Origin of the sequence: Stenotrophomonas sp. 169, assembly GCF_014621775.1 — a bacterium.
GTDB lineage: Bacteria > Pseudomonadota > Gammaproteobacteria > Xanthomonadales > Xanthomonadaceae > Stenotrophomonas.
On sequence record NZ_CP061204.1, the window covers coordinates 44,332 to 67,101 of the forward strand.

General features: G+C 66.1%; 22 protein-coding genes. 14 read left to right on the forward strand and 8 right to left on the reverse strand.

The features are described 5' to 3' along the window. Positions 1-8: 8 nt before the first annotated feature. From ICJ04_RS00160 to ICJ04_RS00180, 5 genes are all read right to left on the reverse strand, one after another. Positions 9-350, reverse strand: coding sequence for a hypothetical protein (locus tag ICJ04_RS00160; protein ID WP_188325572.1), 342 nt, complete (start codon positions 348-350; stop codon positions 9-11). 102 nt (positions 351-452) lie between these two features. Beyond that, on the reverse strand, positions 453-1,037 hold the full coding sequence (locus ICJ04_RS00165; RefSeq protein ID WP_188325573.1) for a cysteine dioxygenase family protein: 585 nt from the start codon (positions 1,035-1,037) through the stop codon (positions 453-455). A 127-nt stretch (positions 1,038-1,164) separates the two neighbouring features. Further along, positions 1,165-1,956, reverse strand: coding sequence for a rhamnogalacturonan acetylesterase (locus tag ICJ04_RS00170; protein WP_223203094.1), 792 nt, complete (start codon positions 1,954-1,956; stop codon positions 1,165-1,167). 209 nt (positions 1,957-2,165) lie between these two features. Further along, positions 2,166-3,788, reverse strand: a complete 1,623-nt coding sequence (locus tag ICJ04_RS00175; protein WP_188325575.1) for a carboxylesterase family protein — start codon at positions 3,786-3,788, stop codon at positions 2,166-2,168. Further along, positions 3,785-4,783 carry an alpha/beta hydrolase gene (locus tag ICJ04_RS00180; RefSeq protein ID WP_223202939.1) on the reverse strand — a complete coding sequence of 333 codons (999 nt, stop codon included), beginning with the start codon at positions 4,781-4,783 and terminating at the stop codon, positions 3,785-3,787. Before ICJ04_RS00180 ends, ICJ04_RS00175 begins: the two co-directional genes overlap by 4 nt. 178 nt (positions 4,784-4,961) lie before the next feature. On the opposite strand from ICJ04_RS00180, the gene ICJ04_RS00185 reads away from it, so the two are divergent. From ICJ04_RS00185 to ICJ04_RS00225, 9 genes are all read left to right on the forward strand, one after another. After that, a complete protein-coding gene (locus ICJ04_RS00185) occupies positions 4,962-5,771 on the forward strand; it encodes a 2-keto-4-pentenoate hydratase (RefSeq protein WP_188327143.1) in 810 nt (269 codons plus the stop codon). 37 nt (positions 5,772-5,808) lie between these two features. Further along, positions 5,809-6,810, forward strand: a complete 1,002-nt coding sequence (locus ICJ04_RS00190; RefSeq protein WP_188325576.1) for a TRAP transporter substrate-binding protein — start codon at positions 5,809-5,811, stop codon at positions 6,808-6,810. Between the two features lie 10 nt (positions 6,811-6,820). Then, the gene (locus ICJ04_RS00195) at positions 6,821-7,366 is read left to right on the forward strand and encodes a TRAP transporter small permease (protein WP_188325577.1); all 546 of its coding nucleotides are present in this window, start codon (positions 6,821-6,823) and stop codon (positions 7,364-7,366) included. Between the two features lies 1 nt (position 7,367). Beyond that, the gene (locus tag ICJ04_RS00200; RefSeq protein ID WP_188325578.1) at positions 7,368-8,651 is read left to right on the forward strand and encodes a TRAP transporter large permease; all 1,284 of its coding nucleotides are present in this window, start codon (positions 7,368-7,370) and stop codon (positions 8,649-8,651) included. Positions 8,652-8,770: 119 nt separating this feature from the next. Continuing rightward, positions 8,771-10,312 carry a family 43 glycosylhydrolase gene (locus ICJ04_RS00205; protein ID WP_223203095.1) on the forward strand — a complete coding sequence of 514 codons (1,542 nt, stop codon included), beginning with the start codon at positions 8,771-8,773 and terminating at the stop codon, positions 10,310-10,312. Positions 10,313-10,351: 39 nt separating this feature from the next. Further along, entirely contained in the window at positions 10,352-11,413 is a 1,062-nt protein-coding gene (locus tag ICJ04_RS00210; RefSeq protein ID WP_188325580.1) for a LacI family DNA-binding transcriptional regulator, read from the forward strand. A 127-nt stretch (positions 11,414-11,540) separates the two neighbouring features. After that, entirely contained in the window at positions 11,541-12,389 is an 849-nt protein-coding gene (gene kduI, locus ICJ04_RS00215; RefSeq protein ID WP_123699973.1) for a 5-dehydro-4-deoxy-D-glucuronate isomerase, read from the forward strand. A gap of 84 nt (positions 12,390-12,473) precedes the next feature. Next, on the forward strand, positions 12,474-13,229 hold the full coding sequence (gene kduD, locus ICJ04_RS00220; RefSeq protein ID WP_188325581.1) for a 2-dehydro-3-deoxy-D-gluconate 5-dehydrogenase KduD: 756 nt from the start codon (positions 12,474-12,476) through the stop codon (positions 13,227-13,229). A gap of 196 nt (positions 13,230-13,425) precedes the next feature. Next, the gene (locus ICJ04_RS00225) at positions 13,426-14,529 is read left to right on the forward strand and encodes a GDSL-type esterase/lipase family protein (RefSeq protein ID WP_188325582.1); all 1,104 of its coding nucleotides are present in this window, start codon (positions 13,426-13,428) and stop codon (positions 14,527-14,529) included. 96 nt (positions 14,530-14,625) lie between these two features. Here the strand turns inward: ICJ04_RS00225 and phhA are convergent, their stop codons facing one another. Continuing rightward, positions 14,626-15,519: a phenylalanine 4-monooxygenase gene (gene phhA, locus ICJ04_RS00230; protein ID WP_188325583.1), complete on the reverse strand. Its 894-nt coding sequence runs from the start codon at positions 15,517-15,519 to the stop codon at positions 14,626-14,628. Positions 15,520-15,644: 125 nt separating this feature from the next. Between phhA and ICJ04_RS00235 the strand changes: the two genes are divergently transcribed. The 4 genes from ICJ04_RS00235 to ICJ04_RS18190 all read left to right on the forward strand — a co-directional run bounded on the left by ICJ04_RS00235 (position 15,645) and on the right by ICJ04_RS18190 (position 18,416). Then, entirely contained in the window at positions 15,645-16,127 is a 483-nt protein-coding gene (locus ICJ04_RS00235) for an Lrp/AsnC family transcriptional regulator (protein ID WP_188325584.1), read from the forward strand. Positions 16,128-16,227: 100 nt separating this feature from the next. Then, positions 16,228-17,085: a hypothetical protein gene (locus ICJ04_RS00240; protein ID WP_188325585.1), complete on the forward strand. Its 858-nt coding sequence runs from the start codon at positions 16,228-16,230 to the stop codon at positions 17,083-17,085. Further along, entirely contained in the window at positions 17,082-17,606 is a 525-nt protein-coding gene (locus ICJ04_RS18185) for a hypothetical protein (RefSeq protein ID WP_223202940.1), read from the forward strand. The genes ICJ04_RS00240 and ICJ04_RS18185 overlap by 4 nt, the downstream gene beginning before the upstream one ends. 39 nt (positions 17,607-17,645) lie before the next feature. Further along, the gene (locus tag ICJ04_RS18190; RefSeq protein ID WP_223202941.1) at positions 17,646-18,416 is read left to right on the forward strand and encodes an XVIPCD domain-containing protein; all 771 of its coding nucleotides are present in this window, start codon (positions 17,646-17,648) and stop codon (positions 18,414-18,416) included. Positions 18,417-18,478: 62 nt separating this feature from the next. On the opposite strand, the gene ICJ04_RS00250 is transcribed toward ICJ04_RS18190, so the two are convergent. Then, on the reverse strand, positions 18,479-18,883 hold the full coding sequence (locus tag ICJ04_RS00250; protein WP_188325586.1) for a hypothetical protein: 405 nt from the start codon (positions 18,881-18,883) through the stop codon (positions 18,479-18,481). A gap of 535 nt (positions 18,884-19,418) precedes the next feature. Between ICJ04_RS00250 and ICJ04_RS00255 the strand changes: the two genes are divergently transcribed. Beyond that, positions 19,419-21,440, forward strand: coding sequence for a hypothetical protein (locus ICJ04_RS00255; RefSeq protein ID WP_188325587.1), 2,022 nt, complete (start codon positions 19,419-19,421; stop codon positions 21,438-21,440). Between the two features lie 248 nt (positions 21,441-21,688). Here the strand turns inward: ICJ04_RS00255 and ICJ04_RS00260 are convergent, their stop codons facing one another. Then, positions 21,689-22,675, reverse strand: a complete 987-nt coding sequence (locus tag ICJ04_RS00260) for a patatin-like phospholipase family protein (RefSeq protein ID WP_188325588.1) — start codon at positions 22,673-22,675, stop codon at positions 21,689-21,691. Positions 22,676-22,770: the final 95 nt, after the last annotated feature.

A 22,770-nucleotide genomic window follows, 5' to 3' on the forward strand; every position in this document is an offset into this window, starting at 1 on the left:
GCTGGCCGTCAGCCTTGCCCCTCAGGCAAGGCTGGCGGTGACGAACTCGATGCACCAAAGTTGAAATCGACCACCAGGACATCGGTGTTGCGGATGATCGCTTCATCGGGACCGATCGCGCTCTCGACGCGAAGCGCATCCTCCGCCGCCATGCTGCAGCCAGCAGCATGCGGGCGCGCACCGAAACAGGCGGCCCGCCCATCTGCACTGGGCTTGCGGAAGAACGCCTGCTGCCCGCATGTGATGCATACCAGGTTGCGTCGCTTCGCGCCGAGGTCGGGCAGTGTCAGCTGTTGGAACTGGACCGCCGTGTAGTCGCGTCGGTCCAGCAGGCAATGTGCAAGGTCCATGGCGCTGGTGCGCTCCTCCGGTGTCTGTAAAAAATCCTACAGAGCGCCATGGGACGCAGGCTTGCAGAAATCAGTCAGCCGGGCGCACCGCCGGGTGCCGGGTCAGGCGTCGCTGTCCAGCGCGTGCACGCGCGCCTGGTACCAGCCATCGCCGATCGGTTCGAACACTGTGCTGCGTTCCATCGGGCCTTGGTACACGTGCACCGACACCGCGATCTCTTCGCTGCTGGCATTGCGCAGTGTGTGGTACTCGTGCGGTGGAATCAGACTGCCGGCACTGCCCCGTTCGCCATACAGCAGTGCCTGCGCGGCGAACCGGGCACGGTCGCCGTCCTGCTCCAGCAGCGCATACGGGGTGACGACCAGGTCACCCCGCCATACGCCTTCCACGCACCACATCGCGTCGTGATCGTGCAGCGGCGTACCCTGCCCCGGGCCCCAGCACATGGCGATCACGCTGTAGCCCAGCGTAGGGCTGCGATGCAGTTCGCGCCGCGCATAGCGGCCTTGCACGGGACGATGGACGCAGGCCGGCAGCTCGATGGACGGATCGCGGATGACACTGCGCAGCGTCTGCTGCAGGGCCGCGGTGATCGACGCAGCATCGCCTTGGTCGACCGCCGCATCCAGCGCCGAAATCAACTTGTCTTTGCCACGGAAACCGGAGGGGATCGACTGCACTTGCATGCACCCAGTCTAGGCCACATCGGTCCGCAGAACGTTCGCACGGCCTTTACAGCCGGAATACGAGCGAAAAGTGCGGGTTTCAGTCGTTATCCACCCATCGGGCGCCGCCGCTTGGCCGGATGACGTCTCACGGCAGCAGCAGCGGGCGCATCGGCTGCACCGTACGCGCAAGCTCCTCGGCCACCACCGTGGCGAATACCGCCGCACCGTCGTCTCCCAGGTGGGTGTAGTCGAAGGCTCGCTTGGCTTGGCCCATCGGCTCGATCAGCGCGTTCTGTGCAGCGGCCCCGGCGCCCACTGCGGCTGCGGCCGCATCCACGGTGGTGCCCGACAGCGCGGCCGCCACCTGCGGCTGGGAGGCGGGTGCCTGGGCGAGTGTCATCGCCATGACCGGACCCATCGCCTGCACCAGCGCCCGGCTGCGCGCATGCAGGTCGACCAGCGGAACATCCAGCTCGCGCGCTACCCGCCGTACGGCATCGGCCCAGGGGGCAAGGTCATCGATCAGTCGGCCATCGGCGAACTGTCGGCGGGTGAGTGGTGTCAGCAGCACCGGCACGGCACCCGCGGCCCGTACCTCCTGCACATAACGCCGCAGGTTGTCCGGGAACTCGTGCTGCAGGTTGGTGGAGCGTCCGGGCTTGCCCGGCTGGTCGTTGTGCCCGAACTGGATCAGCACCCACGTGGTGGCATAACCCGGTGCGCGCATCTCCGACTCCACCAGTGGCCACGACCCTTCAGCACGGTAGTTGTACGTACTGCGCCCACCGCGAGCCAGATTGATGCAGGCCGCGAAGGAGGTGACATGGTCGCCGCAGAAGCGTGGCCCCCACCCGCCCTGCACCGCCGTGGTCGAGTCCCCGACCAGGATGATCTTGCTCGCCCGGATGGGCGCGGGCAGCGGCCTGTCGCCCGCCATGGCAGGCAACGCAGCGAAGAGAACAAGCAGGGACAACACGCAGCGACGGTTCGACATCGACGGAACTCCGGTAGCGCCGAGCCATGCTCGGCGAGCGCAGCGGCAACAGCGCGACGACCTGCGGTCATCACCCACGGGACGAGATCCCGTGGTCGCCGAGCCATGCTCGGCAGCGGTTGGCGGAAACGGGAAACACGCGCAGCAGCGCCTCAGAACGTGCCGCGCTGCATGAAGGGCGCCTGCCGATAGAGTTCGCGCTCGCCGCCACGTGGATCATCGGCCAGCTGGCTGCGCGTATCGAACAGCAGGGTCTGCCGGCGCGGCAGGTCATACGGTTCCCAACGTGCGATGCCCCGATGGTTGGGGTCGCCGGTGCGGGCAAAGTGGATGAGTGCGCTGCTCATCATCGCGGCGACCGCCGTCGCGTCCGGACCGTCGCCGGTGCGCGAGCCGGGCTGACCGGCGTTGTCGAACACCAACGGGATGTCCAGCGTATGGAACGCCCCGAACCGCCCGCCATCCAGCGGCGAGCCCCAGTCCAGCTGGTAGGCCCAGGTGGGTGCGGCCCCGACCGGCTGGCGCGCACGCGCCTCCAGTTCTTCCACGGCCCCACGCCACGAACGGCCTGCGGTGGTGGCTGCGAAGAACACCTGCGACGGCGTGTACTGCGGATACATGCGCCGGTAGGCGTCGATGACGCGCTGCGGCCGCAGGTCAACGTACTGCTCCTGCTCCAGCTTCGCCGGCAGCGTGTCCCATGTCAGTTCATGGTTGGCCGGATCATTGCCGAGGAACGCGCGGGTCTCATCGCGCGTATTGCCGATCACCATCGGGATGTGAGCGGACTGCGCGGGGGCGTCGGGAAAGAAGGGATGCACCGGCACTACCACGTCGTCCAGCACCGGGCCGACATACAGGCTGCTGTTCTCCACACGCGACGGATCGCGTGCCTTGCCCGCTGCCAGCAGCGCGGCCGGTGACAGGCGCAGCAGCGCATCGATGTCGTCTGCCCCTGCCGCCTTCATGGCGATGTCGGTGCGCTGCGCGGCGGCGCGTGGTCCCGCGGCCGTCACCTGTTGCCCGCTCATCGTCCACGCGCGCTGGAACAGTCCCTTCGCTGCCGGCATCGCCATCAACGTGGCGATCTTCGCGCCGCCACCGGACTGTCCGAACACGGTGATGTTGGCCGCATCGCCGCCGAAGGTCGCGGCGTGCTCGCGCACCCACTGCAGGGCCTGCACCAGGTCGAGCTGACCTGCATTGCCGGATGCGGCATAGCGTGGGTCGCCCATCGCGCCCAGATACAGATAGCCAAACAAGTTGAGCCGATGGTTGACGGTCACCACCACGACGTCACCGCGACGGCATAGGGCGCTGCCGTCGTACAGCGGATCACTGCCGGAGCCGTTATTGAAGCCGCCGCCGTGGATATAGAACAGAATCGGCCGCTTGCCGCCATCGCCCAGCGCAGGCGTCCACACGTTGAGGAACAGGCAGTCTTCGCTGCCCGGCCCCTCCTTGCCGCCCTGCGGCGCGGCACTGCCGAACTCCAGGGCATCGGCGATGCCCCGCCAAGGGAGCTCGGCGCGCGGCGGCTGGAAGCGGTACGCGGCGGTATCTGCACCGTAGCGCAGGCCACGGAACACGTTGATGCCGTGCTCGCGCTGGCCCCGCACCCGCCCGCCCCGCACACGGGCCAGCACTTGGTTGTCCGTCCGCGCCGCAGGTTGGGCGAAGGCGCTGGGCAATGCGGCAGCCGTCGCCGCGGCGAAGGCCCAGCGTGCGCTGTCGCTGAGGAAGCGGCGGCGCTGCAGGTCGGCGAGGTCGGTCATGGCTGCTCCTTGCGAGTCGGCTGCTGCAGCCAGCGCTGCGCGATCTGCGGCCACAGGGCCGTGGTGGAATCTACCGGTGCCCGCATGCCGAAGCCGTGGCCACCGTGGGCGAATACATGCAGTTCGTACTCCTCACCTGCACCGGCCAGGGCACGCGCCATCAGCAGGCTGTTGTCCACGCTGACCACTGCATCGTCAGCTGCATGCAACAGCAGCGTGGGCGGCATGTCCCGGCGCACCTGCGTCTGCAGGGAGAACGTGTCCTGCAGGGCACGATCGGGATGCTCACCCAACAGGCGCTGCCGCGAGCCGCTGTGCGCGTGCGTGCCCATGTCGATCACGGGATAGACCAGCACGACCCGTGACGGCCTGGCACTGAGCGCATCCTGGGCGTCGCGGGGGGGATACGCGGCGGCATCGAAACCGGTTGCCAGCCGCGCGGCGACGTGGCCACCGGCGGAGAACCCCATCACGGCGATGTCATCCGGGTCGAGCCCGCGGCCGGAGGCCATGGCGCGCACCCTGCGCAGCGCGCGCTGCGCGTCGGCCAGTGCGGCCTGGTGATCACGGCCCTGCTGCGGCAACCGGTAGCGCAGCACGAACAACGTGTAGCCCGCACGATCCACCCAGTCCGGAACCAGTTCGGTGCCTTCCTTGTCGATCACCACGCGCTGGTAGCCGCCGCCGGGGATGACCAGCACGGCCTTGCCGTTGGGTCGCGCAGGCGCATGCACCACCACCCACGGGGCGTCCACCTGGTCGACATAGCGGTCAGGCCGGGCCGGGTCGGTGCTGCGTTCGACCACATGCATCGGGCGGGCGGTGCCCTGCTCGCCCGGAACCTGGCCTGCGGGCCACAGCGGGATGCGCTCGCCCGGTGCCTCGTCGGCCGCCATTTCGACCGTCGACACGGCGCGCTGCGCTGCAGCGGCGGATACGCACAACGACATCGCGGAGATCAGCGACAACGGCAGCAGAAACAACGGCAATCTCATATGGCGCAAGGCTCCAGACAGAAGGACGGGTCGTTGCGGGCGGACCCCGGAATGCCTTCTGACGCACTGCACATTGCCAGATGACACCGGTTTACCATATACACGTCATCCGAACGCTGTCGATGCGCAGCGCAACAACGCCAAAGGGAGAGCCTCCTTGAGCAACGAACCCGGCAACATGGACCTGCCAACCGCACCGGCCGACCCGGCCGCCATCGCCAGCGCCTTTACCGGCGCGCGTCGTGCAGGCGCTTCCCTGCCTGATTTCCCCGGCACGATCCCCGCCGACCTGGTCACCGCGTACCACGTGCAGGACCTGGCCATCGCCGAGTGGGGCCATGACGTAGTGGGCTGGAAGGTCGGCTACATCGCCGAAGAGCGCCGCGATGTGTCCGGCGATGACCGCCTGCTGGGCCCGATCTTCAACAATCGGCTGCAGAATGCTACCGGTGGAACAGTTCTCGACATTCCGGTCTTCGAAGGCGGTTTCGCCGCAGTCGAGGCCGAGTACGTGATCGAACTGCTTGAAGATGCACCGGCTGATCAGCTGGAGTGGACGCCCGAGCAGGCCGAAGCGCTGCCGGCGCGCCTGTACATCGGCGTGGAAGTGGCCAGCAGCCCGCTGGCGACCATCAACATTCTCGGCCCGCTGGTGGTGGTGTCTGATTTCGGCAACAACAACGGGCTGTTGCTGGGGCCGGAAATCACCGACTGGACCACCCGCGATGACAGCGAACTGCGCGCGGAGACGCTGATCGAGGGTGAGGTCGTCGGCACCGGTGGTGCAACGCGTCTTCCCGGCGGCCTGCGTACCGCCATCGCCTTTGCCTTGTCCCGCTCGGCCAAGCGTGGCCGCCCGCTCAAGCGCGGCGAACTCATCGCCACCGGCAATGCGACCGGTATCCACGACATCAGCGTAGGCCAGACGGCAGTGGTGCGGTTCGCTGGTTTCGGAGACATTGCCTGCCGGGCCGTGGCAGCGGGATGACCGCGCCGGCCAGGTGAACACGCGCGGGAGGGCGCAGATGATCACACGTAGAAACTTCCTTGCCACCAGCCTCGGCGCGCTTGCTGTGCCGGTCCTGGCAGGCTGCAGCAAAGCCGGCGACAGCGTGGCCGGTGGGCACCTGCTCACCGCGACCGATGTCCATATCGCCGATTACCCCACCGTGACCGCGGTGAAGTGGATCGGCGAGACCCTGGCCCGCGAAACCGGTGGCCGCCTGCGCCTGCGCCAGTACCACTCCGGCCAGCTGGGTCGCGAGTCCGAGGCGATCGACATGGCGCGCTTTGGTGCCATCGACATCACCCGTGTGTATTCCGGTGCACTCAACAATGCATTCCCGCTCACCCAGGCCCTGTGCCTGCCGTATGTGTTCAACTCGGTGGCGCACATGCGTGCCGCACTGGACGGCGGCGTGGCCGACGCGGTGCTGCGCAGCTTCGAGACGCGCGATCTTGTCGGCCTGGCCATCTACGATTCGGGCGCACGCTGCTTCTACAACACCAAGCACCCCATCGTGGAGCCGAACGACCTGCGCGGCCTGAAGCTGCGCGTGGCATCGTCGGACATCTTCATCCAGTTGATGCGCCTGTTCGGTGCGAACCCGACGCCGATGTCGCTGGGCGATACGTTCTCGGGCATGGAAACGCACATGATCGACGGTGCGGAAAACAACATGCGCAGCTTCCACTCCAGCCGTCATTTCGAAGCCGCGCATTACTGGTCGCAGAGCGACCACTCGTATGCCCCCGACGTGTTGCTGATGTCGCGCGCCAGCTTGGAGCAGTTGAAACCGGCTGATCGCCAGCTGCTGCTCGACACGGCCCGTGCATCGGTCAACGTGATGCGCCAGCAGTGGGATGCATCGGAGGACGCAGCGCGCAAGGCCGTGACCGATTTCGGCGTCAAGACCAACGAGGTGGACCTGGCGGCATTCCGCAAGGCCGCTGATCCGCTGCTGCAGGAGTACCTGAAGCAGCCCGAGCTGGCCGCCATGGTCAACCGCATCCGCGATCTCGCCTGAGGATTCCGCCATGACCGATACGACGACGGGCACCGCCCCGATCGCCCTGAGTGCCGGCCAGCGCCTGCTGGACCGCATTGCCGACATCGCCATCTACATCGCCGTGGCCGCCCTGCTCGGGCTGGTGGTGGTGCAGGGCTGGCAGGTGTTCGCACGCTACGTGTTGAACGATTCGCCCAGCTGGACCGAACCGGTGACGCTGCTGCTGCTGAGCACGGCGATGAGCCTGGGTGCGGCCTGCGGCGTGCATACCAATCGCCACTTCGGGTTCTTCCTGCTGGCCGCCTACATGAGCGCTGGCCTGCGCCGCGTAGTGGATACCTTCGTGCAACTGGTGATCGCCGTGCTGGGCGGGTTCATCGCCGTGTGGGCGATGGTGCTGCTGCAGGACGGACTGGACATCAAGACCGCAGGGGCCAACTTGCCGCAGAGCATCAACTACCTGCCGCTGTCGCTGGGCGGTGCGTTGATGGTGTTGTTCGCGCTCAACCGCGCGTGGCGGGTGCACTACCCGCTCGCCGTCGTGGCCGACGCTGACGCTGAAGGAGATCGTTGAGATGGGTATTACCCTGCTTTTCCTGGTGTTTGCCGGCCTGCTGCTGCTGGGTGTGCCGGTCGCCTATGCACTGGCCGCTGCGGCCCTGGCCACCCTGCTGTACCTGGAAATCCCCACCATCGTGCTGGTACAGCAGATATCCGCCGGTACCGGTTCGGCCTCGCTGATCGCCATTCCGCTGTTCATCTTCGCCGGTGAAATCATGATGCGCGGCGGTATCTCCGAGCGCCTGATTTCCTTGGCTTCATCGCTGGTCGGTCGCATGCGCGGCGGTCTGGGCCAGGTGTCGATCCTGTCCTCGCTGTTCTTCGGCGGTGTGTCCGGCTCGGCGATCGCCGATGTATCCGCGGTGGGCGGCACGATGATCCCGCAGATGGTCAAGCGCGGCTACGACCGCGACTTCGCGGTCAATGTCAGCATCACCGCCGCGCTGGTGGCGTTGCTGGTGCCGCCGTCGCACAACCTGATCCTGTTCTCGGCCGCTGCCGGTGGTGGCCTGTCCATCGCCGACCTGTTCGCTGCCGGCATCGTGCCTGCGTTGCTGATGACGCTGGCGCTGATGATCACCGGCTACATCGTGGCGCGTCGTCGCGGCTACGGTGTGGAGGTGTTCCCGGGCTGGCGCGCGGTGGCCCTGCGCATCTTCTCCGCCTTGCCCGGCCTGGGCCTGGTGGCGTTGATATTCGTGGGTATCCGCGCCGGTATCTTCACTGCGGTGGAGAGTGCGGCCATTGCTGTGGTGTACGCCCTGCTGGTCACCACCGTGCTGTACCGGCAGTTGCCGTGGCGCGAGTTCTTCGGCACGGTCATCCATGCCGCGCGCAGCACTGGCGTGATCCTGTTCGTGATCGCCACGGCCGCGGTGTTCGGCTGGCTGCTGGCGTTCCTGCAGGTGCCGGTGGCCGCAGTGGACTTCCTGCAGTCCTTCGCACACAGCCAGTTCATGGTGCTGCTGATGATCGTGATCATGCTGCTGCTGCTGGGCACCTTCATGGACCTGGCGCCGATGATCCTGATCTGTACGCCGATCTTCCTGCCGGTCGCCAAGGCTTACGGCATCGATCCAATCCACTTCGGCCTGGTGCTGGTATTGGCCGGTGGCCTCGGCCTGGTGACCCCGCCGGTGGGCTCGGTGCTGTTCATCGGCACTTCCATCGGCAAGATCAGCGTGGGTGAAAGCATGCGCAGCATCTGGCCGTTCTGGTTCGCGGCCTTGGGCGTGCTGCTCATCGTGGCCTTCTTCCCGGGTCTGTCGTTGTGGCTGCCGCACCTGCTGCGCGCGTAATGCAGGCGAAGGGGGCGGCCGGCGGTCGTCCCCCTTCCGTTCTTGAAATCATGATCCTGGGAGGGACCACGATGCAGTTGAAGCACACGTTGAAGATCCTGCTGACCAGTGGCCTGCTGATGGCCACCTCGCTTGCCACTGCGGCAGGCCCCGTAGCCGCCACGAACTGGACGCGCGGCATCGAAAACCAGCGCCAGGCGGACCTGGGCAACGGCACGTTCCTCAATCCGGTGTTCGCCGGCGACCGACCGGATCCGTCGGTGCTGAAGGACGGCGACGATTATTACCTGACCCTGTCTTCGTTCGACGCCTATCCCGGCCTGCCGCTGTGGCACTCGCGCGACCTGGTCAACTGGCAGCCCCTGGGGCATGCGATCACGAAGAATGTCGGTGCGATCTGGGCGCCGGACATCATCAAGCACGAAGGCCGCTACTACATCTATTTCCCGGCGCGCACCGGTGAAACGCGCAGCAACTTCGTGGTGTGGGCCGATGACATCAAGGGGCCGTGGAGTGAGCCGATCGACATCGGACTGGAGAAGTACATCGATCCCGGTCACGCTGTCGGCGAAGACGGCAAGCGCTACCTGTTCCTCAGTGGCGGCGACTACGTGCAGTTGGCCGACGACGGCCTGAGCGTGGTGGGCACCCCCAAACACGTCTACGACGGCTGGAAGTATCCGGAAAGCTGGGACGTGGAGGCTTATGCGCAGGAAGGCCCGAAGATCAATTTCCGCGATGGCTGGTACTACATGACCACCGCCGTGGGCGGCACCGCCGGGCCGCCTACCGGCCACATGGTCATCACCGCGCGCTCGCGCTCGATCCACGGGCCGTGGGTGAATGCACCGAACAATCCGATCATGCGGACCCAATCAGCGGCGGAGCCGTGGTGGTCGCGTGGCCATGCCACGGTGATCGAAGGCACCGACGGACGCTGGTGGATGATGTATCACGGCTACGAGAACGGGTACTGGACGCTGGGTCGCCAAGCCCTGCTGGAGCCCATCGAATGGACCGCCGATGGCTGGTTCGTGGCCAAGGGCGGCGATCTCGGCCAGCCGCTGCGCAAGCCATCCGGCGAGTCGGTCGGCCAGCACGGCATGGCCCTGTCGGACCGTTTCACTGGCGGCAAGCTCGGCCCGCAGTGGTCCTTCTTCAATCCGGCGCAGGACGAATACAAGCGGCTGGACTTCACCGGCAAGGGTCTGGTGCTGCAGGGCAAGGGTGAGACCCCGCGTGACAGCTCCCCGCTGACCGCCATCGCCGGTGACAAGGCCTACCAGTTCGAGGTCGAGATGGACGTCGCGCCCGGCGCAGTGGGCGGCGCCCTGCTGTACTACAGCGACCGCCTGTACGTGGGCGTGGGCAGCAATGGCGAGAAGTTCATCATGCACCGCTACGGCGAGGAGCGCCCCACCCGGCTGGCACCCAGCACCACCGGCGGCAAGCTCTGGCTGCGGGTCACCAACAACCGCCACATCGTCACCATCCACTCCAGCACCGACGGCCGGACCTGGGTGAAGTACCCGGTTCAGATGGAAGTGTCCGGTTACCATCACAATGTGGCAGGCAAGTTCCTGGCCCTCAAGCCGGCGATCTACGCCGCCGGCGACGGCGCCGTCACCTTCCGCAATTTCCGCTACCGCGCGCTCGACTGAGCGCGCGGCTAGAATCTTCGGACACCTCGGGTTGAAGACATGTCAGTGCGCAACAAGAACGATGCCGTCAAGCCGGCAGTGATGAAGGGCAAGGCGGCCACGATCAATGACATCGCGCGACTGTCGGGGGTGTCCAAGAAAACGGTTTCGCGGATCATCAACAACTCGCCGCTGGTGCGCAAGGACACGCGCGAGAAAGTCGAAACCCTGATGCGCGAGGTCGGTTACACGCCCGACCCGCTGGCGCGTGGCTTGGCCTTCCGCCGCTCGTTCCTGATCGGCATGGTCTACGACAACCCCACCGCGCAGTACATCGTGGACATGCAGTACGGCGCACTCGATGCCCTTAGGGGCTCCAGTTTCGAGCTGGTGGTGCACCCCTGTGACAGCCGCAGCCCCGGTTATATCGAAGGCGTGTGCCGCTTCGTGCAGCAGCAGAAGCTGCATGGGGTGATCCTGGTGCCACGCGCATCCGAAGACCAGGCCCTGGCCGACGCGCTGCAGGAGATCGGCTGCCGGTTTACCCGCATCGCCTCGCTGCCGCTGGATGAGACCTCGCAGATGGTGGTCACCCATGACCGCGATGGGGCGGCCGAAGCGGCCGACTACCTGCTGTCACTGGGGCACCGCGATATCGCCCTGGTCACCGGACCGAGCGCGTATCGCTCCGCCCACGAGCGCACCTCGGGATTCATCGATGCGCTGGCAAAGCGCGGCATCGAGCTGCCGAAGGACCGCATCGTTGAAGCGGGTTATACCTTTGAATCCGGCGTGGCCGCAGCGGAAAAGCTGCTGCTGGGCAAGAAGCGGCCGACCGCGATCTTCACCGGCAACGACGAAATGGCCGCTGGTATCTACAAGGTGGCGCTGCGCGCAGGTATCAACATCCCGCGCGAGCTGTCGATCATCGGCTACGACGACAGCCCGCTGGCCTCGCGCCTGTGGCCGTCGCTGACATCGGTACGCCGCCACACCCGGGACACCGGCCGCACCGCCGCGGCGATGCTGATCCAGCCTGACGGCCAGCCCGCCATGCAGATCGCCAGCGTGCGCCCGCATTTGATCGTGCGCGATTCCTGCCAGCCGCCGCAGGACGACTGAAGGACCCCCCGTCACGTCGCAGCGCTACCTTGCGCTGCAAAATGACACCGGTGTCCATGACCGCTAGACTAGCCATCGAACCGCGCGGGAGCCGACCCATCGGCCCGCCCCCTGCTCTGGAGAAGCCATGTACTGCAAGACCCATTACGCCACCCATCCCGACGCCATCAAGGGCGCCAGCAATGACGACCTGCGTGACCTGTACCTGCTTGATGGCCTGTTCAACGCTGATGCGGTGACCCTGAAGTACACCCATTACGAGCGCTTCGTGCTCGGTGGCGCCGCCCCGGTCAACGGTCCGGTATCGCTGCCGAAGCAGACCGAGCCGGCTTCGGCCGCCGGCCATGCCTTCCTGGAACGTCGCGAGCTGGGCGTGATCAACGTCGGCAGCGGCAGCGGCACCATCACCGTGGACGGCACCGTGTTCACGCTGGGTCCGAAGGACGGCCTGTACGTGGCCATGGGCAGCGAAGACGTGGTGTTCGCTTCGGACGATGCGGCCAACCCGGCGCAGTTCTACCTGGCCTCGACCCCGGCGCATGCGCGCTTCGAGACCAAGGCGTTGTCGATCAAGGACGCTGTGGCCCTGGACCGTGGCGCGCTGGAAACCAGCAACGAGCGCACCATCTACCAGTACATCGTGCCGGCCACCTGCCAGTCGTCGCAGCTGCTGCTGGGCCTGACCGTGCTGAAGCCGGGCAGCGTCTGGAACACCATGCCGCCGCACCTGCACGACCGTCGCAGCGAAGTGTATTTCTACTTCGACCTGGGCCAGAACGACCGCGTGTACCACTTCATGGGCGAGCCGGAAGCACAGCGCCACATCGTCATCCAGAACAACGAAGCGGTGGTCTCCCCGCCGTGGTCGATCCACATGGGTGCCGGTACCAGCAACTACGCCTTCATCTGGGCGATGGGTGGCGAGAACCTGGATTACACCGACATGCACGTGCTGGACATCTGCCAGCTCAAGTAAGGCATCCGCATCGCCGTCGGCCCGGTGGCCGGCGGCGGTCCGTCATCCGTGCCGGCAAGGCACGTACCCAAAAGGAATGCATCAATGGCTAATCCGTTCAGTCTGGAAGGCAAGGTCGCGCTGGTCACCGGTGGCAATACCGGCCTGGGGCAGGGTATCGCCGTGGCACTGGCCGCCGCAGGCGCCGACGTGGCCGTGGCCGGCATCGCACCGCCGACCGACACCGTGGCGAAGATCACCGCACTGGGCCGTCGCTGCCTGGCGATCGAAGCCAACCTGATCAGCATCGAGCCGGTGGAGCGCGTCGTGCGCGAAACCATCGAGGGCCTGGGTGGCCTGGATATTCTGGTCAACAATGCCGGGCTGATCCGTCGCGCCGATGCGGTGGACTTCACCGAGCAGGACTGGGACGACGTGATGAACGTCAACATCAAGTCGGCCTTCTTCATCTCGCAGGCAGCCGGCCGGCACTTCATCGCACAGGGCCACGGCAAGATCGTCAACATCGCCTCCATGCTGTCCTTCCAGGGCGGCGTGCGCGTGCCGTCCTACACCGCCAGCAAGAGCGGCATCGCCGGCATCACCCGGCTGCTGGCCAACGAATGGGCAGGCAAGGGCATCAACGTCAATGCCATCGCACCGGGCTACATGGCGACGGACAACACCGCCGCACTGCGCGCCGATGCAGACCGCAACAAGTCGATCCTGGACCGCATCCCCGCTGCACGCTGGGGCAATCCGGAGGACCTGGCCGGCGCGGCGGTGTTCCTGTCCTCGTCGGCGTCGGACTACGTCAACGGTGCGGTGCTGCCGGTTGATGGTGGCTGGCTGGCGCGGTAACGCGTTAGCACCATCGCATGACGCCCACCATCCGTGGCGGGCGCCCTTCGGGCCGTTGCGATGCAACGTTGGACACTGCTCCTGCAGTGTCCAGCGCGCTGGCGCTCCAGACCCCCACCGCTTCGCGGTCGCCCCCTGACTCAGGGGGCTCTCCTCCAGATACAGACCGGAGGCCGGCATTGCCGAGGTACACATCGTGCGTTTGACGCTCTTCCTGCTTCTGTCCATCGTCGCTCCCGGTGTCCACGCTGCGCCCGTGCGGGTGTTCATTGCCGGGGATTCCACCGCAGCCGCGTACGGGCCGGAGCGGGCGCCGCAGGCGGGCTGGGGGCAGATGCTGCAGAGCTATCTGGATCCGGCGCGCATCGAGGTGCGCAATCATGCAAAGGGCGGGCGCAGCACCCGCAGTTTCATCGCCGAAGGGCGGCTGGATGCCATCGCCGGTGAACTCCACAAAGGCGATGTGCTGCTGATCCAGTTCGGCCACAACGATGCGAAGTTCGAAGACCCCACGCGCTACACCGATCCTGCCGGCGACTACACCACCTTCCTGATGCGCTACGCGCAGTTGGCACGCGAGCAGGGCGCTACGCCGATCTTGATCACCCCGGTGGCGCGACTGCTGTACGACTTTGGTTCGCTGCTGGACACGCATGGGGTATACACCGCGGCGATGAAGCAGTTGGCCGCGCGCGAGGACATCGCGCTGATCGACCTCAATGATCGTTCCACGCGCTGGATCCGCGCGCTGGGCGAGCAGGGCGCGAAGCCGTACTTCCTGTTCGTGCCGGAACAACAGAAGGCCGATGGCACCCACTTCAGCACCGCTGGCGCGACGGCAGTGGCGTGCCTGGTGCTACGCGACTGGGTGGCGTTGCAGCCGGAACTGAAGCCCGCGCTGGTGCGCGACATCGACTGCGATGTCGACGGCGCTGCAGGGCAGGGGGCCGACCCCCAGCGACCGTCGCAGGTCGTGCATGAGGACGATATCGCACGCCTCCAGCCCGGTCCGCACGGCGGCGCGGGCCCGACCACGGCCTACCCGTTCTTCGCCGACGCCGAGGGCCTGCCGTTCGTGCTGCGCAAACGCGTGCTGCACAAAGGGGCAGGCATCGGCCTGCATCCGCAGCACAAGGACGAGATCTATTACATCGTCAGCGGCGAAGGATCCTACGTGCTGGATGGCAAGCAGTACGACGTGCGTGCAGGGCACGCCTTGCTGACCCGCACCGGCAGTCACCACGCGCTGCAGCAGCGCGGCGAGAATGACCTGGTGGTGCTGCTCGCATACCCGCGCTGACGGGTAGAGCCGACCGGTAGAGCCGACCGGTAGAGCCGACCGACGTAACCAGTCGGCATAACCAATCACCACCACCCACACCGCACACCCACAACCTCAGACGTCGCCGCCCGTCGCCCAGCCTTCGCCCGTGCCCTTCTGGAACACACGGTCGTCAGCCTGCACATCACCAGCCGGCAGCTGCGGCTGCTCGGCCAATCCCGCATAGATCGGGGTGAAGTCCGGGGCCGTGGCCTGCATCAGCTGCTCGAAGCTGTCGATCACGAAGTAGGTCTTCTGGAACGTGTCGATGCGGTACTGCGTGCGCATGATGCGTTCCAGGTCGAAGCCGATGCGGTTGGGAGCGGCCGATTCCAGGGAGTACAGCGACTCGCCCTTCGACGACACGATGCCGGCGCCGTAGATGCGCAGTCCCTCGGGTGTGTTGATCAGCCCGAACTCCACCGTGTACCAGTACAACCGGGTCAGGTTCTGCAGCGCGTCCGGGCCCAGTGCATGCGCCTTGACGCCGCCACGGCCGTAAGCCTCCATGTAGTCGGCGAACACCGGATTCATCAGCAGCGGCACGTGCCCGAACAGGTCATGGAACATGTCCGGCTCGGCGATGTAATCAATCTGGTCCGGGCGACGGATCCACCACGTCACCGGGAAGCGGCGGTTGGCCAGATGATCGAAGAAATCCAGCTCCGGCAGCAGGCCTTCGACACCAACCAGCGTCCAGCCGGTAGCCGCCGCCAAGGCTTCGTTGAGCTGTTCGAAGCGCGGAATACGGTCGGCGCTCATGCCCATCGCATCCTGCGCATCAAGGAACTCCTGGCAGGCACGGCCGACCAGCAGCGCGCGCTGGCGCTCGAACAGCGTCGCCCAGGTCGCATGGTCATCAGCGCTGTAGCTGTCCCAGGGCTGGTCCACAATGGCCGTGGTATAGACCGGCACATAGCCCTTGTCGGTCTGCTGGTGCTCGACGCGGCGGGGGATGCTCTGGTCCATGGGTTCCACTCCTGACGGGTATGTGTCGATGCTAGGGCAGGGGGCGCGCAACAGGGTTGCAAAGTTGCGCGTTCAAGCCGACATGGCGCAATATCATTGCGCACATCCCATGTTGCGAGGCAGCAATGGCAGCTGAAGTCCAGTTCGATCGCACGGATCTACGGCTGCTGGCGGAGATCCAGCGCGACGGCCGCGCCCCCAATGCCGAGCTGGCCGGGCGGGTGAACCTGTCCCCCTCGGCCTGCCTGCGGCGTCTGCAGCGGCTGGAAGGCGAAGGGATCATCGCCGGGTATGGCGCGCGGCTGGCACCCAAGCTGATCGGTCTGGGTTTGCAGGCATTCGTCCGCGTGCAGCTGGAAAAGCACGACCAGGCCGCCATCGCCCGCTTCGCCGACAGTGTGGTGGAATGGGATGAGGTCGTGGCCTGCCATGCGCTGACCGGTGACATGGATTACCTGCTGCAGATCTATGTGCGCGACCTGGAGCATTTTTCCAACTTCCTGCTGGACAAGCTGCTCAACGCCTCCGGCGTGGCGGACGTCAACTCCAGCTTCGTGCTGCGCACGGTCAAGCCCTTCCGCGCGCTGCCGCTGGCGCAGCTGGAATAAGCATGGCGTGCTCGGCTTTGCCCTGCGTTGCAGGCTTCGTTCATAGTTGCAGAAGTGCATCGTGCATTCACCCACTCCAGGACGGGAGTTACGCGCTACCGTGAAACTGATGATCAAACTTGGATGCGTCCTGTGCCTGATGCTGCCGCTGCTGGCGTGCGCGCGGCAGGACGCGGTGGCCACGACGCAGACCAACGAGCAAGGCTGCACGCGTATCCGCAGCGTCGGGCCGCAGGATCCATTCAAGGAGCCGCCGCCGTTGAAGCAGGCCTGCCTGGGGCCCTATCTGCTGGAGATCCCGCAGAACTATTTCTACAACCAGATCGGCGCCGAGCACGATGGCAGCTACGCGTTGGCATTGGAGTACCCATCGCTGCAACCGTTCAAGCCGGGGGAGCGGATGGGACTGACATTTGACATATCGGTGCGGACTGTAACCATCAACTACAACTACGTCGACCGGGTGGATGTGCAGGTGCCACTCCGCCTGTCCTACGACCGCGGCGCCGACAGCAAGAACAGCCCTGAGGATTCCTTGGATTCCCGGATCGAGGGGGCGTCCTTTGACGGACTGACGCCGTACTACATAGATATGGAATCCATACGTAAGTACTACCGCAGCAACGGGAAGCGTGAGAGTGCCGCCATCATGCAACCCGGTTGGCACACCGACTGGTTCCTCGCACGCGACAAGGGCGGAGAGGTTCAGACGGTGATCAAGTGCACGCCGAGGGCGGTGACGGACTCCGGCGTAGAATATCGCGACGGAAAAATGGTCAAAAATGCATCCTTCGGCGTCGCGCGCTGCGAGCACATTTTCGTTGTTGCCGAACTGGATACACTTGTCAGGATCAAGTATCCCCGAGAGGGCATGCGAGCCTGGCAAAAGATTGAGGCGCGCGCTCGCGACCTACTCACTGCGTCAATGAAGAACAAAGACAGGGAGTCGAAACCATGACAGGTCTGACCAGAAAAGACTTGGACATTCTCAAAGAGTACGCCAAGGATGAAAATCGCGAGCTCTACTTCAACTATCTTGCGCAAAAGAGCGGGAACGATGGTTATGGACTTCTTGCACTGGGCGTAGTGCGAAACGACAACGGTCCCGGTGCCACGGCGAACCTGTTCGCCGATGCTCAAGCACGCCGTGATGGCATCACGTTCGGTGAGCGAGAATGGCATGCTTACGGCGTGGACCTGATGCGGAAGGATGTGGCGCTAAGAGAGGCACAATTCGATGGCGGCAGAGCCGACCTGGCATTGAATCTTCCGGCTAGGGACATACAGCAGGCGCATGATGAAGCGTTCGACGAGCGACGCATCAATCCCAACGCCTGGACGCCACGTCAGCTGCTCGAAGCCGCCCGCCGCCAGGGAGGCGAACCCGAGGCGGAGAAGGTCTGGTCGATGATGCTGGACAACCAGTTGCTGGGACTCACCCGTGGCGCAAGCACCACCGAGAACCTCGCCCACCGCTAGAACGATGAAAAACTCGACGCCACCGCATACGTGGCGGCGATGGGCCTGGCCCGGACCAACGCAGGCCTGTTTCCAACGCCCAATTCCGATCCCGACAAGATTGACCGCGACGGCAAGACCTACAGTTTCCACGCCGAGTCCGGCACATGGAGCGGACAGGCGCCGATCGAATCGCGGATCGCGATCAAGCTGCCGGTAACCGACCCGGCGCTGATCGAAGCACTTAACGACAGGCGGGCGCTGCGCCAGGAGCGTGAACAGCTGCGCACGCAGTTCCATCCCGACGACCCTAACCGCAGTCGCCCGATCCAGGCCAGCCCGTGGCTGTTCACCGATGCAAGCCCAGTGCAAGAGCCATCGAGCGCGACGATGCAGGCGCGCATCACGGGGGCTGCCGATCCCACCGAACCCGAACACCCACGTCATGCGCTGTACCAGCAATGCATTGAGGGCGTGCACGCGCTGGATGCACGCCTGGGCCGGGCGCCGGACCAGCACAGCGCCCGCATGGTGGCCAGCCTGACCACGCTGGCTGTCAGCAGTGGGCTGGAGCGTGTGGACCATGTGCTGCTGAGCGTGCGCGGCACGGAAACGGCGGCGGGTGAGCGGGTCTTCGTGGTGCAGGGTGACCCGGGCGACCCCGCGCACCAGCGTGCGCACATGCCTACCGAGCAGGCGACCTCGACGTCAACGAAGCAGTCGTTCCAGCAGCTTGCAGCTCTGGATATGCACCAAGAACGCGAGCAGGCCCAGCAGCTGCAGCGCGAGCAGGATGTGCCGGCGCGTGCAGCGCCGCTGATGCACAGCTGACGCAGGCCGGGTGGTGGGCATTACTCCCCAACGCGTCGCGATGCTCGCCGCGCCACCCACGCTCATCGCGCGTCCAACTGCTGCCCGGCGGAGGCCTTGATCAATTCGCGCCCGGCGACCAGCAGCCCATCCACCAGATGCTCGCCGAGCAGCGACGCGGTATCGCCATCGCAGCGTGCAATGTGCTCGGCGTGCAGGATCTCCAGCGCGGCGTCCAGTGCCTGCATCACGCGGATCGGTACGGCCACTTTACCCACGCGCTCCAGCTCTGCGGACGGATCTGTATCCGGTGCGGGCAGCGACGGCACCAGCGTCAGGTGGGTCAGGCGTGTGCTCGCAGGATGCTCGGTGGCGTACTGCTGCAGACGGCGTTCCAGCGTTTCAATGAACTTCTGCGGCACGTCGTGAATCTGCTCGCCCAGCAGGGAGGCAAGATGCGCGGAGCTGAGGGGGTGGTCGGGAGTCAACGGCAGAACCTCGCAGTGAGGCCACCTGCGCCGAAGGGGCAACAGGTGGCGGGCGATGCGGGTTGCCATACCGGGCGTCCAATAACCATAAACCGGCGGATCAGGGATCCCCCGCATCGCCTGCCATGAAACCGATAGGCGATGCAGTGCATTCTCCGCCGTGCCCCCGGGGGCAGAACAGAGTCAACGGTTATGGACGCGAACAGGATGGCAATCCCGGCTGCAGCCCCGTGGCTCCAGCGTGGTCATCCTGCGCAACGCCAAGTGCCTGCGTCCATGAGGAAAACTGCGAAGTCCGGCACCGCTTAACGGCTCATGCACTGAGGGTCGATGAGGCCAACGGCTTGGCTGCCTTTTCGTCATCGCCCCGCCCCTTTCGGGTACATCTACGACGCGACTGGATGACTTCCCGCGCGCCGCCTCGGTCCCAACTTGAATGAGCCCGTTTGACGGCGGGGCTGCGGTAGCCGAGCATCGTCGCCAGCGGTAGCGTCGAACAGGGGCGTTGGCTGCAGCACCTCTTTCGAACCTTGATATGCCCGATACCGCGCACTTTTCGTTCACCACCCGTTTCCTGCCGCTGCGACGGCGCTCACTGGCCCAGCACCTGGCACGTGGCACACCGCCGGCGACGCCGTTGGAACAGGCCGGCCTGCTGGCCGCTTCGCTGTGCCGCACCCAGCCGCAGTCGGTCGGCCAGCTTGAACGCCTGTTGCACGACGCCTGTGCGCTGTTCGCGGCAGGCGAGGGCAGTGCGGTGGCCGCGCAGCTGGCCGGCAAGGGGGGTGCGGGACAGCCCGATCTCGATGCATGGCTGCAGGATCTGGCAGCGCACGGCGTGCTGCTGGCACCGGACGAGGTCGTCGATGCCTTCATCGTGCAGTCGCCTGCCGCCTATCCTGGCGCCGATTTCCAGGCGGCGTGCCTGACCACGCTGGCCGAGCACACCATCCGCTACCCGGCTACGGCGGCGCCGGACGATGAGGACGAGCAGGCCGATCCGGAAGCCGACCAAGAGGATCGCCAAGCAGCGGTACCGGCCATCGAGCGCAACGGCCTGTACACCTCGGAACAGGCCCGTGTGCTGCGTGCCATCGCCGCAAATCCGGACGAGCTGATCGATCTGGAGGCCTACGCAGGGACTGGCAAGAGTCATCTGGTGCTGGCGCTGATGGATGCGCGGCCCGGCCGTTACACCTACATCGCGCCTTCGCGGGGGCAGGTGGAGGCCTTCCGCCCACGCATGCCCAGCGAGGCCGCCACGCGCCTGCTGACCCAGATCGAACTGGCCAACCTGATGGTGCAGCAGGCCGCGCGCAGTGGACGCAGCAAGGGCTTCGTGCCGACCTACCGGTTGAGCACGGTGCCGCTGTGGGAAATCGCCCGTCGCATCGGTGTGCAGGGTATCGGCCAGCGCGTGCCCGAGCAGGTGCTGATGACCGCGCTGGACGGCATCAACCGCTGGTGCGCGTCCTCCGCAGCGCAGGTGCAGGCCGTGCATTTCGACCGCTCACTGCCGTGGGCGATGCTTGATGCCGCGCCCTACGTGGCGGCCGCCGAACACGTGTGGCGCTGCATGTTCGACCCTGCCGTGCAGAAGGGCGGTTGCCTGAGCCTCAACACCGGCCACCTGGGCAAGTGGCTGTGGCTGCAGGGCGTGGCGCCGCCGGTGGAACTGGGCATGCTGTTGGTGGACGAAGCGCATGAGCTCAGCCCGGCCTGGAAGGACGTGCTGGCGCGCCATGCGCCGGGCGTGGTCAGCCTGGGCGATCCGCATCAGCGGCTGGTCGGGCGCGCCTCGCGCTGGTCGTCATCGAAGATGCTGGAAATGAGTCAATCGGTACGTCAGGGCAGCCAGGTCGATGGACTGGTGAATCAGTCGCTGGCGCTGGACGACCTGGGCGGCACCAGTGAACGCTTCATGGGGGCGAGCGACCGCGCTACGGGTGTGCGTCGCTACACGGCCTGGTCACAGGTGCCCGTACACGGGGCGCGCATCTACGGCAGCCTGTGGCGGCTGCTGCAGGAGGCGCACCAGTTGATGGAGCAGGGCGCCCGCGTGCATGTCCATCCGGCATCGGCACGTGTGCTGCACAAAGAGGCGCAGGCGCCGATCGAGGCGTGGCGCAGCGTCGGCCGTGGCGAATCGTCCCACCGCTGGGAACGCTTCGTCGAGGCCTGCGAAGAGCGCGGCCTGGCGGACATACCGGTGCTGTTCTCAAGTGGGTTCGACAGTGCGGCGCTGGAGCGCCTGCTGGCCACGCTCGTTCCAGAACAGGGCGCGACGGTCGTGTTGTGTCTGGCCCAGCATGCGAAGAACCTGCAGTTCGACAGGGTGTCCATGTCCGCCTGCTGCTTCGTCACCGGCTATGACACACGCCAGCAGCACAGTCCGGTGCGCGCGGCGTATCTGGCGCTGACACGCGGCAGCCAGCAGCTGTGGTTGCCGGACGATGCGATGGAGCAGTTGCAGCTCAGCGCGCAGCGCCACGCCCAGTCAAAGGAAACCCAGCGCATGGAACGGCGCCGCGCGGCAGGCCACGTCAAGCCGCGCTGACCCGGCGGATGGCAAAGGCAACAGCCGCCTAGCACGGCTCGGCGCTACCAAAGGCCGACGGTGCCCGGTAGCGCCGAGCCACGCTCGGCGAGCGCAGCGGCAGAGACAACAGCCGCCGAGCACGGCCCGGCGCTACCAAAGGCCGACGGTGCCCGGTAGCGCCGAGCCACGCTCGGCGAGCGCAGCGGCAAAGGCAACAGCCGCCGAGCACGGCCCGGCGCTACGGATGGTGGCTGCACGCTACCGCGTCAGCAATCTGCCTTGCGGCCCATCAACTTGCCCACGCGCGAGGGCTCGTCGCACTTCGGCTTCGGCGGCGGCAGCAGGGCGGCCGCACGGGCGCGCTGGATCTGCTCGATCTTCGCGCGGATCTGCGGCATCGCCGCCATGGCGGCTTTCTCGCCTTCCAGGATCGCCTTGCCGCGCTGGCTGAAATCAGAAGCGCCGATATCCAGCACGCGCGGGCGGATGATGATGTCCGCACGTGCCAGTTCCTGCTCGCCCAAACGTTGGCCCATGATCGCGATGGACTGGTTGACGATGCCGAGCATGCCGGTCGGCGTGCGGCCGCTGGCTTTGCTGGAGATATCCACGGCGACGACGAACTCGGCGCCGAGCTGGCGCGCCGCATCCACCGGCACCGGGCTGACCACGCCGCCATCGACGAAATTGTTCTGGCCGATCTTCACCGGTTCGAACACGCCCGGAATGCTGCTGGACGCGCGCACGGCCTGGCCGACGTTGCCGCGCACGAATACCGCGCGCTCACCGGTTTCCAGGTTGGTGGCGACGGCGGCGAAGGGCTTCTTCAGCCGTTCCGCCGGCTTGTTGCCGACCTGCTGGTTGACGTAGTCCTGCAGCTTCTGGCCCTGCACCAGCCCGCCGGAGAACAGCCGCACATCGCGGATGCTGGCCTCATCCAGCGCCACGGCCTTGGTCTGCATCTCGAACGCATCCATGCCGCTGGCATACAGTGCACCGACCACGCTGCCTGCGCTGGTGCCTGATACCACGACCGGCTCGAAGCCATTGGCTTCCAGCATCTTGATCACCCCGATATGGGCGAAGCCCTTGGCCGCTCCACCGCCCAAGGCGATGCCGATCTTCACCGGTTTGGCGGACGGCACCACGGTGGGCGTGGCCGGCGGGGCAGGGCGCGCGTTTTCACCGCCGCAGCCGGCCAGCAGGCCGAGCAGAGCAACAGACAACATCACACGGGTGCGGGACAGGGTCATCGGCTGGGCAACGCAACAGGAAAGGGCGCCAGCATAGCGAAGGGGAGAGCCACTGCGGGAGCAGCCGCTGCTCGCATTCAGCCGGTAGTGACGGC